This window comes from Bacteroidales bacterium, from assembly GCA_035342335.1.
GTDB lineage: Bacteria > Bacteroidota > Bacteroidia > Bacteroidales > JAGONC01 > JAGONC01.
Map to the genome: position 1 here is coordinate 83,099 of DAOQWY010000011.1, position 17,039 is coordinate 100,137.

Annotated in this window: 15 protein-coding genes; 7 read left to right on the forward strand and 8 right to left on the reverse strand. The window is 50.4% G+C overall.

The features are described 5' to 3' along the window. From PKI34_07390 to mraZ, 5 genes are read right to left on the reverse strand one after another with little or no spacing between them, the layout of a single operon-like run. The gene (locus tag PKI34_07390; protein ID HNS17625.1) at positions 1–1,473 is read right to left on the reverse strand and encodes a UDP-N-acetylmuramoyl-L-alanyl-D-glutamate--2,6-diaminopimelate ligase; all 1,473 of its coding nucleotides are present in this window, start codon (positions 1,471–1,473) and stop codon (positions 1–3) included. Continuing rightward, the gene (locus PKI34_07395; GenBank protein ID HNS17626.1) at positions 1,457–3,598 is read right to left on the reverse strand and encodes a penicillin-binding protein; all 2,142 of its coding nucleotides are present in this window, start codon (positions 3,596–3,598) and stop codon (positions 1,457–1,459) included. Before PKI34_07395 ends, PKI34_07390 begins: the two co-directional genes overlap by 17 nt. Beyond that, the gene (locus tag PKI34_07400) at positions 3,591–4,028 is read right to left on the reverse strand and encodes an FtsL-like putative cell division protein (protein HNS17627.1); all 438 of its coding nucleotides are present in this window, start codon (positions 4,026–4,028) and stop codon (positions 3,591–3,593) included. Before PKI34_07400 ends, PKI34_07395 begins: the two co-directional genes overlap by 8 nt. Next, the gene (gene rsmH, locus PKI34_07405; protein HNS17628.1) at positions 4,000–4,908 is read right to left on the reverse strand and encodes a 16S rRNA (cytosine(1402)-N(4))-methyltransferase RsmH; all 909 of its coding nucleotides are present in this window, start codon (positions 4,906–4,908) and stop codon (positions 4,000–4,002) included. Before rsmH ends, PKI34_07400 begins: the two co-directional genes overlap by 29 nt. A gap of 1 nt (position 4,909) precedes the next feature. Next, positions 4,910–5,374, reverse strand: coding sequence for a division/cell wall cluster transcriptional repressor MraZ (gene mraZ, locus PKI34_07410; protein ID HNS17629.1), 465 nt, complete (start codon positions 5,372–5,374; stop codon positions 4,910–4,912). Positions 5,375–5,650: 276 nt separating this feature from the next. Between mraZ and PKI34_07415 the strand changes: the two genes are divergently transcribed. From PKI34_07415 to yihA, 3 genes are read left to right on the forward strand one after another with little or no spacing between them, the layout of a single operon-like run. Further along, positions 5,651–6,610, forward strand: a complete 960-nt coding sequence (locus tag PKI34_07415) for a 1-acyl-sn-glycerol-3-phosphate acyltransferase (protein ID HNS17630.1) — start codon at positions 5,651–5,653, stop codon at positions 6,608–6,610. After that, positions 6,594–7,544 (forward strand): GNAT family N-acyltransferase, encoded by a 951-nt coding sequence (locus PKI34_07420; protein ID HNS17631.1) that lies wholly within the window; start codon positions 6,594–6,596, stop codon positions 7,542–7,544. Before PKI34_07415 ends, PKI34_07420 begins: the two co-directional genes overlap by 17 nt. Continuing rightward, on the forward strand, positions 7,544–8,152 hold the full coding sequence (gene yihA, locus PKI34_07425; GenBank protein ID HNS17632.1) for a ribosome biogenesis GTP-binding protein YihA/YsxC: 609 nt from the start codon (positions 7,544–7,546) through the stop codon (positions 8,150–8,152). Before PKI34_07420 ends, yihA begins: the two co-directional genes overlap by 1 nt. Before the next feature lie 15 nt (positions 8,153–8,167). Here the strand turns inward: yihA and PKI34_07430 are convergent, their stop codons facing one another. The 3 genes from PKI34_07430 to PKI34_07440 form a co-directional block, all read right to left on the reverse strand. Next, on the reverse strand, positions 8,168–8,497 hold the full coding sequence (locus tag PKI34_07430) for an acetyl-CoA carboxylase biotin carboxyl carrier protein subunit (GenBank protein ID HNS17633.1): 330 nt from the start codon (positions 8,495–8,497) through the stop codon (positions 8,168–8,170). Positions 8,498–8,522: 25 nt separating this feature from the next. After that, on the reverse strand, positions 8,523–10,073 hold the full coding sequence (locus tag PKI34_07435; protein ID HNS17634.1) for an acyl-CoA carboxylase subunit beta: 1,551 nt from the start codon (positions 10,071–10,073) through the stop codon (positions 8,523–8,525). A gap of 160 nt (positions 10,074–10,233) precedes the next feature. After that, entirely contained in the window at positions 10,234–12,741 is a 2,508-nt protein-coding gene (locus tag PKI34_07440) for a Smr/MutS family protein (GenBank protein HNS17635.1), read from the reverse strand. 277 nt (positions 12,742–13,018) lie between these two features. Here PKI34_07440 and PKI34_07445 point away from each other — a divergent pair, with 277 nt between their 5' ends. From PKI34_07445 to PKI34_07460, 4 genes are all read left to right on the forward strand, one after another. Continuing rightward, a complete protein-coding gene (locus PKI34_07445) occupies positions 13,019–13,600 on the forward strand; it encodes a sigma-70 family RNA polymerase sigma factor (protein ID HNS17636.1) in 582 nt (193 codons plus the stop codon). Continuing rightward, positions 13,593–14,348 (forward strand): tetratricopeptide repeat protein, encoded by a 756-nt coding sequence (locus PKI34_07450; protein ID HNS17637.1) that lies wholly within the window; start codon positions 13,593–13,595, stop codon positions 14,346–14,348. Before PKI34_07445 ends, PKI34_07450 begins: the two co-directional genes overlap by 8 nt. Before the next feature lie 124 nt (positions 14,349–14,472). Further along, positions 14,473–15,399: a DUF362 domain-containing protein gene (locus PKI34_07455; protein ID HNS17638.1), complete on the forward strand. Its 927-nt coding sequence runs from the start codon at positions 14,473–14,475 to the stop codon at positions 15,397–15,399. A 6-nt stretch (positions 15,400–15,405) separates the two neighbouring features. Further along, entirely contained in the window at positions 15,406–16,980 is a 1,575-nt protein-coding gene (locus tag PKI34_07460) for a 4Fe-4S binding protein (GenBank protein ID HNS17639.1), read from the forward strand. Positions 16,981–17,039: the final 59 nt, after the last annotated feature.

Sequence of the window (17,039 nt, forward strand, 5' to 3'; positions counted from 1 at the left end):
TCAGGTTTGATTGGATGTTCGTGTTAAAAAGACTGCTTCCAGGATTTGTTTGTCATCAAAAGGATATCTGACTCCTTTGATCTCCTGGTAGGTTTCGTGCCCTTTCCCCGCAATGAGGATCATGTCTCCCGGTTTTGCCAGCATAGAAGCCGTCCTGATGGCTTCCCGACGGTTGGTGATCGCCAGCACCTTTCTTTTTAGGCTTGCCCTGACTCCTTCCAGCATTTGCCGGATGATCTCTTCCGGGTCTTCCGAGCGGGGATTATCCGATGTGAAAATTACCCGGTCGCTCTTCTCGGCGGCAATCCGTCCCATTTCCGGCCGTTTTGCCGTATCCCGGTCTCCTCCTACCCCGACGACCGTGATCAGCTGTTGCCCACCCGTTCGGATGGCCTGTAAGGTGGTCAGGACATTCAGCAGTGCATCAGGTGTATGGGCATAATCGATGATGGCCGTCACCTGGTCGGGGCTTTTTATCGTTTCGAAGCGCCCGTTGACTGGAGCTGCATCGCTTAAGGCAGTCAGGACATCGCCGGGATTTTCACCCGACAGGACGGTTGCTCCAAGCACTGCCAGAATATTGTACGCGTTAAATTCACCGATGAGCCTGAACCATACCCGTTGCTGATTGATTTCAAGCTGGAGCCCTTCCATCCTGTTTTCGATCACCTTGCCGCGAAAATCCGCCAGGTGCCTGAGTGCATAGGTGTAGCGCTGCGCAAGGGTGTTCTGGATCACCACCGGTCCATTCCTGTCATCCAGGTTCGTCAGGGCAAAAGCCCCTTCCGGGAGCTGGTCAAAGAATTTCTTCTTGGTTAAAAGATACTCCCTGAAGGTCTTATGGTAATCAAGATGATCGTGGGTCAGGTTAGTGAAAATTCCTCCTGCAAAGGTCAGCCCTGCAATTCTCTCTTGTGCAATGCCGTGGGAGCTCACTTCCATAAAGCAGTAGTCGCACCCTTCTCCGGCCATTCGCGCAAGAAGTTGATTCAGGTGAATGGCATCCAGGGTTGTGTGTGTGGTGGACATCACCTGATCGTTGACCTGGTTCCGGATGGTTGACAGCAAACCAGCCCTTTTTCCAAGGGACGTGACTACCTGAAAAAGAAGCGTGGCGACCGTCGTCTTGCCATTGGTCCCCGTAACACCAATCAGGCGGAGCTTTTTCGATGGATTGCCATAGTAACTGGCAGCTGCAATCCCCAGGGCTCGGGCGCTGTTCTCTACCAGTAAGTAGCACACATGCGGCCGGATGGTCAGGGGTAGTTGCTCGCATATGATCACAGAGGCTCCTTGTTCAATGGAGGAGTCAATGTAGGTGTGACCGTCCGTCACGCTGCCCCTGACAGCCACAAACACGCTGCCGCTGGCGACGGTCCGGCTGTCGGAATGGATCGTGCTGACTTCTTTCGGTGGCACACCAACGGTTCGCAGGATCGTTAGACCGGGCAATATGTCATCCAGTGGTATCATTCGCTGGCGGCAGGTTAAAGGTTGGCGATAAGGTCAGAATGATGGATTCTCCATTCAGGAGGGGTGACCCGGGTGACAGGGATTGGTCGGTGACCCTGCCTTTACCCAGGATCTGCGGTTTCATTCCAAGGCTCTCGACAAGGTAAATGGCATCCCTTGCGCCCATGCCGCGGAGGTCGGGTATGGCGGTATCCGTCACAACGATCCCCTGGTAATGCAGTCTGGTTTCCTCGCGGCAGACCGTGGCCCACGTTGAATCAAATCCGGCTGGAACAGCCTGTTGGTTAAGCGCCTGGAAGATGGTTTTCAGATCAGGCTGATAACCTCTGACCCAATCTGGCAGCATCGTGGTATCCTTTGGGAATTCTTTCCGGACCTGAATCTCCAACCGGGTTGCGTAGACTTTGTCGGCAATTTCACGAAAGACCGGAGCAGCTATCTGGCTTCCATAATAAACGCCCTTTGACGGATTGGTGATAACGACAATGCACGAATAGGCTGGATCTTCCGCGGGAAAATATCCGACAAAGGTGGCCTTGTAGTTCTTCTTGTTGTACCCTGCATCCCTGTCTGCCACCTGTGCCGTACCTGTCTTTCCGGCAATCCTGTAGGGGGCGTCGCTCAGACTCCTGCCCGTTCCATTTTCAACGACTCCTTCCAGAAGACTTTTCAGATCACGGATGGTTTCCTGTGAACAAATGGCCGGATTTAAAACCACGGGCTCAAACGACTGCAGGACTTGCCCCGATCTTCTGATCTCTTTGACAAAAGCAGGCCGGATCATTTTTCCGTTATTTGCCACGGCATTGTACAGGGTCAGGATCTGAAGGGGCGTGACCTTCACTTCATATCCAACCGACATCCAGGGCAGGGTGACCTTCGACCAGGAAGAGGACCGGGGATTCTTGATGATCGGAGCCGCTTCGCCTGCAAGGTCGATCCCCAGCGGTTTGTTCAATCCGATGGCGTATAACTTCTCCGTGAACTGCCCCGGATTGCTCTGGTAAGTATCCCAGATGATTTTTGATATGCCCACGTTGGATGAGTGCTCAAAGGCCTCTTTCACCGTAATGACCCCGTCGCCGATCGGGTGAACGTCCCGCATCGTGCGGTTGGCATATTGGATCACTCCATTTCCGGTGTGGACCTTGTCGGAGATTTTTACTTTCTGCTCATCCAAAACTGCCAGGATACTGGCCAGCTTAAACACGGAACCGGGTTCACCTCCATCAGCGATCGCATAGTTGAAATCCTCCTCGTAACTTCCGTTTTCGTTCCTCCCAAGATTTGCGATCGCCTTGATGTGGCCTGTTTTTACTTCCATCAGGACAGCGCAGCCGTGTTCTGCTTCCTGCTTCGACAGCTGTTTCAACAATGCGTTTTCGGTCACATCCTGCAGCACGACATCCAGCGTGGTGATGAGATCATCACCGTGCTGCGGTTCCAGGTCGTAGGCTTCACTGACAGGCACCCAGATGCCGCTGGCGATTTTTTTTACCAGCCTTTGTCCGCCTGTTCCCTGTAATTGCTTGTTATAGGAACCTTCGAGGCCAACATAGGCTTTAGCTTTTTCTGACTGATATCCAATGGTCCGCGATGCCAGAACCGCATACGGCATTTCTCTCCGGGAATGTTCTTCAACGATCAGGCCGCCGCCATACCTGCCCAGCCTGAAAATGGGAAAACGGCGTACTTTGTTGAGTTCTTCGTACGTGATCTTTCTTTTAATAAGAAAATACCGGTTGCCCGATTCGCGGGCAGTTTTCAGTTCTTTAAGGTACTCGAACCTGGTCCTGTCTTTGAAAAGGTCCGACAGGTACCAGGCCAGGGAGTCGATGTGGGCGTGGAAATAATCATCCCTGATCTCCGGTGAAGCGGCGTCCATCCGAAGGTCAAAAATGGGAATGGAGGAAGCCAGGAGATTCCCCTGGCAATCGTAGATGTTTCCCCGCTGTGCCTCCACACTTTCAAAACGGACTTTTTCTTCGATCGCTTTTTCTTTCCACTCTTTACCCTGCGGAAACTGAATGATGATCACTTTAGCAATGATAGCCACCGCAACAAGGAATACCAGTGTGTAGAGCAGGATGACCCGCCAGAGGATGTCTTTCTTTATGTCACTCATGGCTGGAGGAATTTTTTAGGACAGAACCTGACAGGGTAAGCTTCGTGGGTGGAACCGTAGCTTCCCTGAATCCTGAATCCTTCAGTCTCAGGGCAACTTCTGACTGGCGTCCCACCGACATCAGCTCCGACTTACTGGTAATATAATGGTAGCGGAGCTCGTTCATCTGGCTCTTCAGTGTGTTGATCTCAAACCACGTCTTTTCGGCGCGGTACGACAGGGCAACCTGCACAATGATCAAAAACATAAGGTAAAGGGTGAAGGGGATCAACCGGATCACTTTTTCCCGGCTCAGGAACGATCCGTCCAGGATCGTATGAGCGGTCCTGCCGATCCTGCGCCGGGGCTTTACCCGGTCGTAACCGTTGGGTTGCTGATCGGGTGGATGGTTTATGGATTGGTCATCGTTCATGGCTCTCTGCAGCTGCAATCCTGAGTTTTGCACTTCTGGATCTTGGATTTCTTTTCTGTTCTTCCGGTCCGGGAACGATGGGTTTTCGGGTGATCATCCTGACGGGAGCCCTGGTTTTGCCGAAAAAGTCCTTCACTTGCTCTCCTTCCGTATTCCCGGTGCGCATAAAATTTTTTACGATCCTGTCTTCCAGCGAGTGATAGGTAATGACTACCAGGCGGCCACCAGGCCTGAGCACATCGACCGATTGCCGCAAAAATTCCCGGAGCGCTTCCAGCTCCTGGTTCACCTCAATGCGCAACGCCTGGTAGACCTGCGCCAGGTACTTGTTTTCGCCGTTTTTGGGTACGCACCGGGCAATGATCTGCTGAAACTGCTTTCCGTCGGCAATAGGCTCTGAACTTCTTCCCCTGACGATCAATCCTGCAAGCCGGTATGCGTTGGATACCTCTCCATAGTCCTTTAAGATCACGCGCAGCCGTTCCTCCGGATATTCATTCACGATGCGCAGTGCGGTCAGGCTTTTTTTCCTGTCCATGCGAAGATCCAGTGCGTCGCCGAACCGTGTGGAAAAACCTCTGTCGGGCCTGTCGAGCTGGTGCGATGACATCCCCAGGTCGGCCAGGATGCCGTCTGCGGGGAGCATCTGATAGTACCGCAGAAACTGCTTCAGGTAACGGAAGTTGTGATTCAGCAGCAATAAGCGGTGGTCATCAATTCGGTTGTTCATGGCGTCTACATCCTGATCAAAGGCAATCAACTTTCCGTTTCTCAGCAGTTCAAGGATCTTTCGGGCATGCCCTCCACCTCCGTATGTTGCATCCACATAATTCCCGTCAGGGTGGATGGCCAGTCCCTCAATGCTTTCACTCAATAATACCGGTTCATGATAAACCATATCATTGCTGCTGCTTGTCTTTATGTCCCATCACTTTTTTTGCCCTTTCGGAGAATGCTTCAGGAGGCTCATCCGTGAATAAATTGTTGTACATCTCCTTATCCCAGATCTCAAAGCGGTCGGCATAGGCAAAAAGCACAATATCCTTCTCAATGCCTGCATATGCCAGCAGCTGCTTGGGCAACAGGAGCCTGCTGGCGCCGTCCAGCTGAATCTCAATGGCACCTCGTTGAAACGACCTGACGAAATTCCGGTCATCCGGTTCAAAAAAATTCAGGTTACTCAGATTTTCGGTCAATTTATTCCATACATTTAGCGGGTAAACGGTGAGGCAACGCTCAAAGCCCCGGCAGATCACGAATTTCTCCTGAGCCTCAGGCGGAATTTGCCTCTTCAATGCAACAGGCATCAGTATGCGGCTTTTGGAATCCAGCAGACATTCGTATTCACCGAGAAGATAGGACATCGTTATGGGCTGATTTTGGATGTAAAAATAATAAGAATCTACACAATTCTACACTTTTTTACACTTTTTCACACAAAAAGTTTCAACTATTTGTTAATATCTTTTTGATAATTCTTTAAGATATTTATTATCAACGAAGTATGTTTCAATAGTCTGCGCTGACAGCCTCATTCTGACGGACGAAATACCAGTTTTGAACGAAATTTCCCTTCATCCATCTGGGGATAGTTAGTTATCTTTGTACTGAATCTACCCTGGAACACAAGACATCAGCCAATGGAGCAAAATCTGGAAATAAAAGGGGAAAGGGATCAGGTGAAATTTCTGGATCTGGAAAAGATCATTGCCAGCAAGAATCCCTTCCTGCTCAAAGTTCTTCCGGGTTTTCTGCTGAGGTATGTCAAGCGAATCGTTCATGTTGATGAACTCAACGAATTCATCGCAAGGAATCAGAATAATTACGGGCTTGATTTCATACAAGCGGTTCTGGATGAATTCCGTACCGATATCCAATTCACTGGCTATGAAAATCTTCCGGTAAACGAACGCTTCATTGTCGTTGCCAATCATCCCCTGGGAGGACTCGATGGCATTGCCCTGATGGGCGTGATCGGGAAAGTACGCAAGGATGTCATTTTTCCAGTCAATGACCTGTTGTTGAATGTCCCCAACCTGAGAGAATTATTCATTCCTGTCAATAAACACGGGAAGAATACGGAGAATATCCGGCTTTTTGAGGATACATTCGCCTCGGATGTGACATTGCTCTACTTCCCTGCCGGGTTGTGTTCACGCAAACAAGCCGGAGAGATTATTGACCTGGAATGGAAAAAGACATTCGTGGCCAAATCCAGGAAACATAAACGGTACGTGGTTCCTGTTCACATTGATGGCCGGAACTCCCGTTTCTTTTATAACCTGTCGGCCTGGAGGAAACGCCTGGGCATCAAAGCCAACATCGAGATGTTTTACCTGGTGGATGAAATGACAAAGCAACGGGATAAAACCCTTACCTTTCACATCGGGAAACCCATCTCCTGGAGGGTGTTTGATAAGCGCCATTCCGACAGGGAGTGGGCAGCACTGGTGAAGGAACAGGTCTATGCGCTCGGGAAAGGCATTCCAGGGCCGCCTGAATTCAGCCAGGGGGAAGATGACCATTCACCTTCCCCGCCCATCGGCCAATCTCAGGTGGAACATGCATCAACCAACGAAAACCATGAAAAAGATCATTGATCCGGTAGACCCCGCCCTTATCCTATCCGAACTCACGCCGGATAAATTTGTTCGTGAAACCAACAATGGGCATAAGCAGATCTACATCATTACCTATCAGGATTCACCCAACGTTATGCTCGAGCTGGGCCGGCTCAGGGAAATCAGTTTCCGTGACGCAGGTGGCGGCACCGGCGAGGAGGTGGATATTGACGAGTTTGATACCGACCCTGTCACTCCCTTCAAACAACTGCTCGTCTGGAGCCCTCAGGATCAAGTCATTGTTGGCGGGTACCGCTATCTGGAAGGAACCCTGATACGAAAAGCACCCGACGGAACCTATTATACACCGACAGCCCAGCTGTTCAGGCTCTCCGATGTTTTTATCAACGACTATCTGCCCCAAACCATTGAGCTGGGGCGTTCTTTCGTACAGCCCGACTATCAGCCAACCTACAACATCCGCAAAGGGATCTATTCACTCGATAACCTTTGGGACGGCCTGGGTGCCCTGACCATTGATCATCCCGGAACCAGGTATTTTTTCGGTAAGATCACGATGTATCCCAGGTTCAATATCCGTGCACGGGACATGATCCTTTTCTTCCTGCACAAATATTTCCCGGATCCGGACGAATTGGCCAGGCCCTACGAACCATTGTCCCTGGTAACGGATCCAGGCGAGCTGGAGCAGATCTTCTCCGGCCGGAACTATGACGAGAATTACCGCATACTTATGAAAAACGTCCGAATCCTCAATGAGAGCATCCCGCCTCTGGTCAATGCATACATGAATCTTTCCTCCACCATGAGGATGTTTGGTACCTGCATCAACAGGCATTTTGGCTCGGTGGAGGAATCCGGGATCCTGATGACCATTGAGGACATTTACGATATCAAGAAGGACAGGCATGTCTCTTCCTATAAAAAAGCTGAGAAGGAGTTACCCAGGTGATGATCATCCGCCAGGCAGTTTATGTCTCAAGTTCCGTTACGATTTCATCCTGTCCGGCACCTGATCTGCCGGAGTATGCATTCCTTGGCCGGTCGAATGTGGGGAAGTCATCCCTGATCAACATGCTGACCGGACAGAAAAACCTGGCAAGGATCTCATCACGTCCGGGCAAGACCCAGGCCATTCAGCACTACCTGATCAACGGGGAATGGTACCTGGTGGATCTTCCTGGCATCGGTTATGCCAGAGCAGCGCTGGCGCAGCGTAAAAAATGGGAGCGGTTGATCGCCCGCTACCTCCTCAACCGCACCAGCCTGATGAATACGTTTCTCCTGGTGGATAGCCGCCTGGCACCTCAGAAGATCGATCTGGACCTTGTCAACTGGTTCGGTAAAAATCAGCTGCCCTTCACCCTGCTTTTTACTAAAACGGATAAAGTGACCCTGGCCAGGGGCACATCCAATATCGAGGCCTTTAAAAAGGAATTGAACAAAACCTGGGAGGAACTTCCTCAGGGAATCCGGACCTCAGCGCTGACAGGCGGGGGCAAGGAAGATATCCTGCATCTGATCGAAGAAACCAGCAGGATCTTCAAAGGGGATCAATGATTCAGGAGAATAAACCTATTTGAATTCCAGTAAAATGAAATCCTTCGGAACGACATCCCCGGCCTTGACATTGATTTTTTTCACAACTCCCTCGCCCGGTGAGAGGATGTAGTTGTTCATCTTCATGGCCTCAAGAATCATCAGTATGTCATTGGTCTTCACTTCACTGCCGGTCTGGACATTCACTTTGCGAATGGACCCGGGTATGAATGAAAGGACTTTTTTGGGATCCGGAGGAACGAACTTCTTTCGCGCAAGGAATTTACTGGTAAGTTGTGTACGGTACTTAATGTTGTCGATCGTCAGGGTTTTGAAATTGTTCTCAGAATGGTTCAGTTTATTCATAGGCTGTTCATTGGAAAGAAATTGATCAGAATGGAGGAATTCCATGTTTTTTGATGGGTCGTTCCACTGCCTTATTGGCAGATACATCCAGAGACTGCATTAAGAGCTTTCGGGTATCATTGGGATCGATCACCGCGTCGATGTATCCATAGGCTGCTGCCACATAAGGATTTGCGAATTTTTCCTTGTACTCTTTGATCTTTTGTCTTCGCATTTCCTCGGGATTTTCTGCATTCTTTATTTCATTCTTAAAAATGATATTGGCGGCTCCCTCCGGGCCCATGACCGCAATTTCTGCCGTCGGCCAGGCCAGGACGAAGTCGGAACGCAGGTGATGGGAACACATGGCAATGTATCCGCCACCATAAGCTTTGCGCAGGATGACCGTCATCTTGGGAACGGTGGCCTCAGAGTATGCATAAAGTACCTTGGCGCCATGGCGGATAACGCCGGCATGCTCCTGGTCAACACCGGGCAGGTAACCCGGCAGATCCACCAGGGTAACCAGCGGGATGTTGAAGGCATCACAGAATCGGATGAAGCGGGCTGCCTTATCTGATGAATCCACATCCAGCACACCTGCCAGGACAAGGGGTTGGTTGGCAACGATTCCTACGGTTTCACCCCCCAGACGTGAAAAGCCAATGACAATGTTTCGGGCGAAATGTTCCTGGATCTCCAGAAATTCGGAGTCATCCACGATGGCTTTGATGATATCGCGCACATCATAAGGTTGTCGCGGATTGGTCGGGAAAATATCGTCGATCTTGTAGAGGCGGGTCTTGGGCGGACGCTTCGGGAAGGGTTCCGCTTTCTTTTCGTTGTTCCAGGGAATATAACTGACCAGTTGTTTGATCTGGTTAAAACATTCCTGCTCACTTTCAGCATAAAAATGGGCATTTCCCGTGATCTCGGCATGAACCCTCGCTCCGCCAAGGTCTTCCATCGAGATTTCTTCTCCGATGGTTGCCTTGATGACTTCCGGACCCGTGATGAACATTTTGGAGATCTTGTCGACGACAAAGACAAAATCCGTCAGGGCAGGTGAGTAGACGGCTCCTCCCGCACAGGGACCCAGGATCACGGATATTTGTGGTATTACGCCCGATGCCAGCGTATTCCGGTAAAAGATCTCACCATAACCTGCCAGTGAATTCACCCCTTCCTGGATCCTGGCACCTCCCGAGTCATTGATCCCGACCAGGGGAACCTTTAGCTTTATGGCCTGGTCCATGATCTTGGTGATCTTTTTGGCATGCATCCAGCCCAGCGATCCTCCGGCTACCGTGAAATCCTGCGCATAAATGCAAACAGGATAGCCGCTCAGGGTCCCCGTGCCGGTAATGACTCCGTCGCCGGGCAGATATTTCTTATCCATATCGAAATCCCTGCCTGCGTGCTCAGCAAAAAGATCGTATTCGTAAAATGATTTGGGATCAAGCAGTGTGATGATCCTTTCCCTGGCCGTCAACTTCCCGGTTGCCTTCTGCTTCTCGATCGCTTTGGATCCCCCTCCCTTCAAGGCAAACCGCATCCTCTTCTTCAGGTCAGATGTTTTTCTTCGCAATGAAGACATAATCTGTATTTAAAAGTGAACGCCTTTTGTGTCAGGTTGGCAAAGATAGCTAATAAATCACATAGGACAAGCAAAAAAAAACGTCCCCTGAGGAAGCGAAGCCGGAATGGATTGATAATGTAGAAGGTAAATGGATAATTTTACTGTTCGGGGTAGCTCGTTACCGGAATTTTACAACGGTCACACCATGCCCGCCGTATTCAAGCTTTTCATCCTCAAAGTGCTTTACCTCCGGAACCTCCTTCAGATAGTCCCTGATGACCTGTAAGAGAATGCCATCCCCTTTACCGTGGATGATCCTGACCTCGGCAATGTTCAGCAGCAGGGCTTCATCAATGTATTTTCTGACATCACCCAGGGCCTCCTCAGCCCTTTTTCCCCTCAAATCGATCGTCAGCCGGAATGCGGCCATCCTTGAATGAATTTCACCGGTGATCGAACCCGGTGACCTGACCGGCCGCAGACTGATCAACTCCTCCAGTTTCCCGGCCATCGTTTCGAGCCTGTCGGCAGCCACCCTGACTTTCATCGATCCGAAAGCGATCGTCACTTCATTTCCTTTGATATCAATGACCTCTCCCGGGACTTTCTGCCCGCTGATCCGAACAGTATCCCCCTTCTTAAGATCCCTTCCCGCTGCCTTCCATTCCTCCTTCCCGCCTTGTGCCTCCCTTTGACCTGAAGACCCGTGAACCCGAGGACCCGCCTCCCGCCGATCCCGACTTTCGTCGGGACTACGCTTCGCTCCGCTGCTGCCTGCCGATCCTGATTTCGCGGAGTTTATCCCGACGCAGTCGGGACTCATCAGGACAGGCTGCTGACTGCTGTCCTCTGCCATCCCCTCCAAATCCTCCTTCCACTTCTCAACCCTCTTCCTGGCATCCCTGGTAGCCTCCTTGTCCGCCTGGTGTTGCCGGATCTCCCGGATGGTCTGCTCGATCAGACGGTTTGAATCCTCGATGATCCTGAGGGCCTTTTCTTTTGCTTCAGCAAACAGTGCGGAACGGCCCTTTTCGGATTCCTCGATCATCTTACTGTATTTGCTGATCATTTCAGCCAAAAATTCATCCGCCACCCTGAATTCAGTCTGTTTCCTGGCAACCTCTTCCTTTTGAAGTTCAAGCCGGTGAAGCTCCTGGTCAAAGTCCAACTGGGTCTTTCCGGTCTTTGTTGCTGCATTCTCCAGTATTTCAGCCGGAAATCCGATCTTTTGCGCAATCTCCAGTGCATAGGAGCTGCCCGGATTGCCGGTCTTCAACCGGTAAAGGGGTTGCATCCGCTCCTGGTCAAACAGCATGGCGCCGTTGACAATCCCCGGTAACCTGCCTGCCAGAAGCTTCAGGTTGGTATAATGGGTGGTGACGATCCCAAAAACATCCATCGTATGCAGACGTTCAAGAGTGGCTTCTGCAATTGCGCCTCCCAGCTGTGGCTCCGTCCCCGAACCGAACTCATCGATGAGAAAAAGTGTATGCCTGTCAGCGTGCTCAACTACATATTTGATGTTGAGCAGGTGGGAACTATAGGTGCTCAGGTCGTTATCAATGGATTGCTCGTCGCCGATGTCAATGAAGATCTGCCTGAAAATGCCCATTTGCGAATACTCCGACATAGGGACCAGCAGTCCGCATTGAAGCATATATTGTAACAGGCCGGCCGTTTTCAGGCAGATCGACTTACCGCCGGCATTGGGGCCTGAAATGATCAGGATACGCTGGTTTTCATCCAGCTCCAGGGTGAGCGGCACCACACTTTTATTTTGCCTCTGATGGGCCAGATACAGGAGGGGATGGACTGCCTGGACCCAGCGAATGACCGGAAAGGGCTTGATCAGGGGTTTTTCTCCATTTATCCCGGTGGCCAGCATGGCTTTTGCCCTGATAAAGTCAATTTGCCCGAGGAATTGATACGCATCTTCCAGTGAATCCAGCTGGGGCCTGATGTCGTCGGTGAAAGCCGTCAGGATGCGGATGATCTCCCTTCGCTCTGCATTCTCAAGTTCCCTGATTTCGTTGTTGATGTCAAAAATGTCGGTCGGCTCAATAAACACGGTCTGCCCTGACGAAGACTCATCGTGGATGAATCCGTGGATCTTGCGTTTATGGGTCACGGGTACGGGAATGACCGCCCGGCCTCCCCGGATGGTGATCGATGTATCGTCGCTGATCCATCCTTCCTTTTTTGCCTTCTGCAGCGTGACCTGCAGGCGCCGGTCGATCTGATGCTGCCTTGAAAGCAGATCTTGCCTGATCTTTTTCAGGGCAGGGGAGGCTGTATCGCGGATAGTGCCCTTTTCATCCATGATCGCATCGATCTTTTGCAGAATGCGGGTGTCAACGTTAACATCACGCGCTAATTCTGAAAGAGCCGTAAGGCGCTCCCCGTTCTTCCCCCTGAAGAAACGCAGGCATTCCGTAATGGTGAACAGGGATGATCTCATGTCGAACAACACCTCCGGTTCGATGAAGGTCCCTGCAGTCCTCAGTCGCCTGACTTCGTGCGTCAGGTCAAAATAGTCGGTACCGGGAAATCCCAGGCCCGATGTCAGGATGATCTTGAATTCCCAGACCTGCTGAATCCAGGTGCCAACCTGTTCCGGATCAGAACTGAACCCGATCTGATCGGCATAATGTTCTCCCAGAGAGCTCAGGCAATTTTTCCGGATCATATCCCTGATCCGGTCAAATCCTAATTTCGATTCAAAATCAGATGGATAAAGCATCGTCGTAAAGCCAACTGCAAAGATACACGTTAATGAGCAGGGCGTGAGCGCAGCGTTGAATTTTACAGTGCCCCTCTGCTGATCATCAGGATTTCATACCTTTGTCTTTCACGAATATCCTTTTCCGGATGCTGATCTCAACCTGCAAGGTGCATAATTTTTTAAAATTATCAGGGATGTATGTATTACCTTTTTGTAAAAACCGGATTAAAGAAAGCAGTTGATGCTACGTTACTCTGATGAGGAAATCCTCGGGGGTTTGGTAAAAAAAGATTCCAGGATCATCCAATTCGTTCTTGATGAGCATTTCAACACGATCAGGAGATTCATCCTTCGCAATAACGGCACACGCGAAGATGCTGAAGATGTTTTTCAGGATGCATTGATGGTCATTTACCAGAAAACCAGGGATAACGAGCTGAATCTTGAATGCTCTTTTATTACGTTTTTATATTCGGTAAGCCGGCATATCTGGTTACAGAAGCTGGAACGAAATAAGATTGATCCCGCTTATGTTGGTGATATCGAGAATTTCATCGAACTTTCGGATGAGTTGAAAGTTGAGGTGCACGATGAGGAAAGGGAACGGATGAAGATATTTCAGCAGCATTTTCTCAATCTGGGTGAGGATTGCCGAAAATTGCTGCGGTTGTTTGTCAAAAAGATACCCATGACGGACATCATGAAGATCATGGGCTATAAGTCGGTGAAATATACGAAAACAAGGAAGTTCCTCTGTAAGGAGAAACTGAAAAAGAGCATTGTGAAGGATCCCAGAAGTCATAATTTGATGTTCAATGAATAGGAAACTCAAGTATTCAAAACTCATCGAGCGATACCTCAGCGGTGAGATGGATGAGGCCGGGGCCAGTGATCTTTTATCCAGGATGAAAGAGGATACAGTCCTGGCCGAAGAATTCAGGTTCGACCAGCGACTGTCGGATGCTCTTAATGATGAGGACCTGCTGGAATTCAGGGCAAAACTGATGGAGTTGATGCAGGATTCCAGGCAAAAGAAAAGTGTGGTCCGCACCCTGTTTGCAAATCCCTACCGGATCGCTGCCGCTGCTTCGGTCATTTTGCTGGTTGCCGCAGCATATTTCCTGTTTCTGATGCCGCAGCATCCATCCAACGAAAAGCTTTTCAGCAGCTATTACGATTCTGACCATCCGCTCAGGATGACGCGGCGATCGGGTACCGAGCTGGTGGAAGCCCTGCGCAGTTATCAGGACAGGGATTTTACAGTCGCGATCGAACAATTCAACAAGATCCTTCAAACCGACAGTGATAATTCTGCAGTCAGGTTCTATGCTGGGATCTGCTACATCGAAGCGGGTCAGCTGGAAAATGCCACGGCCTACCTATCGGAAATCGCCGGCAATCCTAACAGTCTTTATAAAAAGCCGGCAGAATGGTACCTGGCTCTGTGTTATTTAAAAGTGAACAGAACAGAGGATGCGATTGCTCTTTTTCAGAAGATCGCCAACGATCAGATCCACGACTATCAGAAGGATGCGGATAAGATCCTCACGGAGTTGAACAGGAGAAAATAGAAATAGTAATCTATGTAGCTATTTGCATAAAAAGACTGCCAGGGTTACGCGACAGTCTTTTTTTTTTAATTTTGGTGCTGATTTGAACGATAAAGTCCATAAACTATATCCAACTTGAACTGTCATGAAGCGTAGAGTTTTCATAAAGACCGGTCTTGGTGCCGGCCTTGCTGCCGGGGCGGTTGCTTTTACGGGAGGCATTGACCGGCTGTTTGCCCAGCCGGCTGGAACCGGAAGACTTCCCTATGATTTGGTCGCGGTAAAAGGCGGGGAGCCGGATGTGATGTTCGTTAAGGCCATTGAATCCCTGGGAGGGATGGGTGCCTTTGTCAAAAAGGGCCAGTCGGTGGTGGTGAAGCCGAACATCGGCTGGGATGTGCCGCCGGAGAGGGCTGGCAACACCAATCCGCTGCTGGTGAAGCAAATCATTAAACAGTGTCTTGCGGCTGGTGCCTCGGTGGTGTATGTCTTTGACAACACGTGCGACAAATGGGATCAGTGCTATGAAACCAGCGGCATCAAGCAGGCGGTCAGCGATGCAGGTGGCAAGATGGTTCCCGGGAACCAGGAAAGCTATTATCAGCAGGTGGAAATTCCCGGCGGGGTGAAACTGAAAAGCACCAAGGTTCACGAACTGATCCTCCAATCAGATGTATTCATCAATGTACCTGTCATAAAGCATCATTCTTCTGCCAGTATGACCATAGCCATGAAGAACCTCATGGGTGTGGTCTGGGACAGGATGTACTGGCACCGCAACGACCTGCAGCAGTGCATTGCAGATTATGCCTCCTTTCGGCGGAAGCCCGACCTGAATGTGGTGGATGCATACCGGATCATGTTGCGCAATGGCCCGCGGGGTGTCTCCCCGGCCGATGTATCCCTGCAGAAACAGCTGCTCGTGTCGACCGATATGGTAACGATAGATGCTGCAGCTGCAAAAATCTTTGGTAAGGAGCCGGCAGATATTAAACATATTGTTCTTGCAGAACAACTTGGTGTAGGCCGATCTGACCTGAATGGCCTGAGGATTAACCGGATCATTTTGTAATTCCTGATGAACAGGGCCTGGCTGAAAACAATTCGTGTCACACTGGCCGTCGTGTTCTTTGTCTATACACTGATCATCTTTCTGGATTTCACCGAATTGGTCGGACACCATTTTTATCACGGACTGACTTTCCTGCAGTTCACTCCTTCCCTCATCGAGTTCATTCATATCCTAAGCCTTACATCGCTTGGATTCCTTGTCGTCATCATCCTGACGTTGCTTTTTGGAAGGATCTACTGTTCCACGATCTGCCCTGCCGGCGTTTTCCAGGACCTGGTGATCTTTCTGAAAAGAAAGATCAGGAAAAAGCAGCGGTTCAGGTTCCTCAAGGCCCGAAACGCCATCCGACTGTCCATTCTGGGGCTGGTGCTTATATCGGTACTGGCGGGATCCATGGTGCTGCTGAACATCCTGGATCCTTACTCGATTTTCGGGAGGATTCTCGTGGAACTGTTCCGCCCCTTGGTCATTGGAGCGAACAACCTTCTTTCCTCCATACTAAAGCTTTTCAATAATTTTGCTGTCAAACCGGTGGAGATACGCAGTTTTGTGACCGGATCCTTTGTGGTTGCGCTGGTCTTTTTCGCCGTACTTTTGTTATTCCCTCTTTTCAGTGGACGACAGTATTGCAACACCCTTTGCCCTGTGGGAACGCTGCTGGGTTATCTGTCAAAGATCTCACTGTTCCGCATAAGTCTTGATCAACCGTCGTGCACACAGTGTGGCGCGTGTATGTTCACGTGTAAGGCGGGATGCATCGATGTCAGGAATAAGCAGGTGGATTTTTCGAGGTGCGTTGTTTGTTTCAATTGCCTGAAGGCGTGTTCCGTCAATGGGATTCATTATTCACCGTTCTGGAAGAAGGCTACTTCGGAGCTTTTGCCTGTAAAAACGGATCTTTCCAAACGAAACTTCCTGCTTACGTCCGCAATTTTGTTCGGATCCCTGGTCACTGTCAAAGGCCAGCCGGGGCGTGGAGGAGGGCACGGATACGGCAGGCACCGAAACAGGGAACCAGAGAACACGTTGCCGGTGTCACCTCCCGGATCCATCAGCCATCAGCATTTCACCAGTGCCTGCACGGGATGTTACCTGTGTGTGAGCGCCTGCCCGACTCAGGTGCTCCAGCCCAGCCTTGCCAGTTATGGATGGGAAGGGCTTTTTCAGCCCGTAATGGATTACAGGGTAAGTTTTTGCAATTATGATTGTGTTGCCTGCAGCCAGGTCTGCCCGACAGGAGCCATCCTGCCCCTGCTGGTTGAGCAGAAAAAAGAGGTTCAGTTGGGGAAAGCCCGTTTCATCAAACGCGAATGTGTGGTTTATACGGAAAACACAGACTGCGGCGCCTGCTCTGAACACTGCCCCACCAAAGCCGTGAATATGGTACCTTATCAACACGGATTGACCATTCCCGAAGTTACCACGTCGATCTGCGTGGGATGCGGTGCCTGTGAATATGCCTGCCCCACCGACCCGAAAGCCATCGTGGTGGATGCCAACCCGGTCCATCTGAAAGCCGAATTACCTGTTGAAACCGAAGAGGGGGAAGAGATTGATTATAAGGAGGAGTTTCCTTTTTGAGAGGAGAGAGGAGAGAGGAGAGAGGAGAAAGGAGAGAGGAGAGAGGAGAGAGGAGAGAG

Bases quoted from the DNA above. Each gene is read 5' to 3' on its own strand.
- PKI34_07450 (HNS17637.1), top strand. From the start codon at position 13,593: ATGAATAGGAAACTCAAGTATTCAAAACTCATCGAGCGATACCTCAGC.
- yihA (HNS17632.1), top strand. From the start codon at position 7,544: ATGATCATCCGCCAGGCAGTTTATGTCTCAAGTTCCGTTACGATTTCA.
- rsmH (HNS17628.1), bottom strand. From the start codon at position 4,908: ATGGTTTATCATGAACCGGTATTATTGAGTGAAAGCATTGAGGGACTG.
- PKI34_07460 (HNS17639.1), top strand. From the start codon at position 15,406: ATGAACAGGGCCTGGCTGAAAACAATTCGTGTCACACTGGCCGTCGTG.
- PKI34_07420 (HNS17631.1), top strand. From the start codon at position 6,594: ATGAAAAAGATCATTGATCCGGTAGACCCCGCCCTTATCCTATCCGAA.
- PKI34_07430 (HNS17633.1), bottom strand. From the start codon at position 8,497: ATGAATAAACTGAACCATTCTGAGAACAATTTCAAAACCCTGACGATC.
- mraZ (HNS17629.1), bottom strand. From the start codon at position 5,374: ATGTCCTATCTTCTCGGTGAATACGAATGTCTGCTGGATTCCAAAAGC.
- PKI34_07440 (HNS17635.1), bottom strand. From the start codon at position 12,741: ATGATCCGGAAAAATTGCCTGAGCTCTCTGGGAGAACATTATGCCGAT.
- PKI34_07435 (HNS17634.1), bottom strand. From the start codon at position 10,073: ATGTCTTCATTGCGAAGAAAAACATCTGACCTGAAGAAGAGGATGCGG.
- PKI34_07395 (HNS17626.1), bottom strand. From the start codon at position 3,598: ATGAGTGACATAAAGAAAGACATCCTCTGGCGGGTCATCCTGCTCTAC.
- PKI34_07390 (HNS17625.1), bottom strand. From the start codon at position 1,473: ATGATACCACTGGATGACATATTGCCCGGTCTAACGATCCTGCGAACC.
- PKI34_07415 (HNS17630.1), top strand. From the start codon at position 5,651: ATGGAGCAAAATCTGGAAATAAAAGGGGAAAGGGATCAGGTGAAATTT.
- PKI34_07445 (HNS17636.1), top strand. From the start codon at position 13,019: ATGCTACGTTACTCTGATGAGGAAATCCTCGGGGGTTTGGTAAAAAAA.
- PKI34_07455 (HNS17638.1), top strand. From the start codon at position 14,473: ATGAAGCGTAGAGTTTTCATAAAGACCGGTCTTGGTGCCGGCCTTGCT.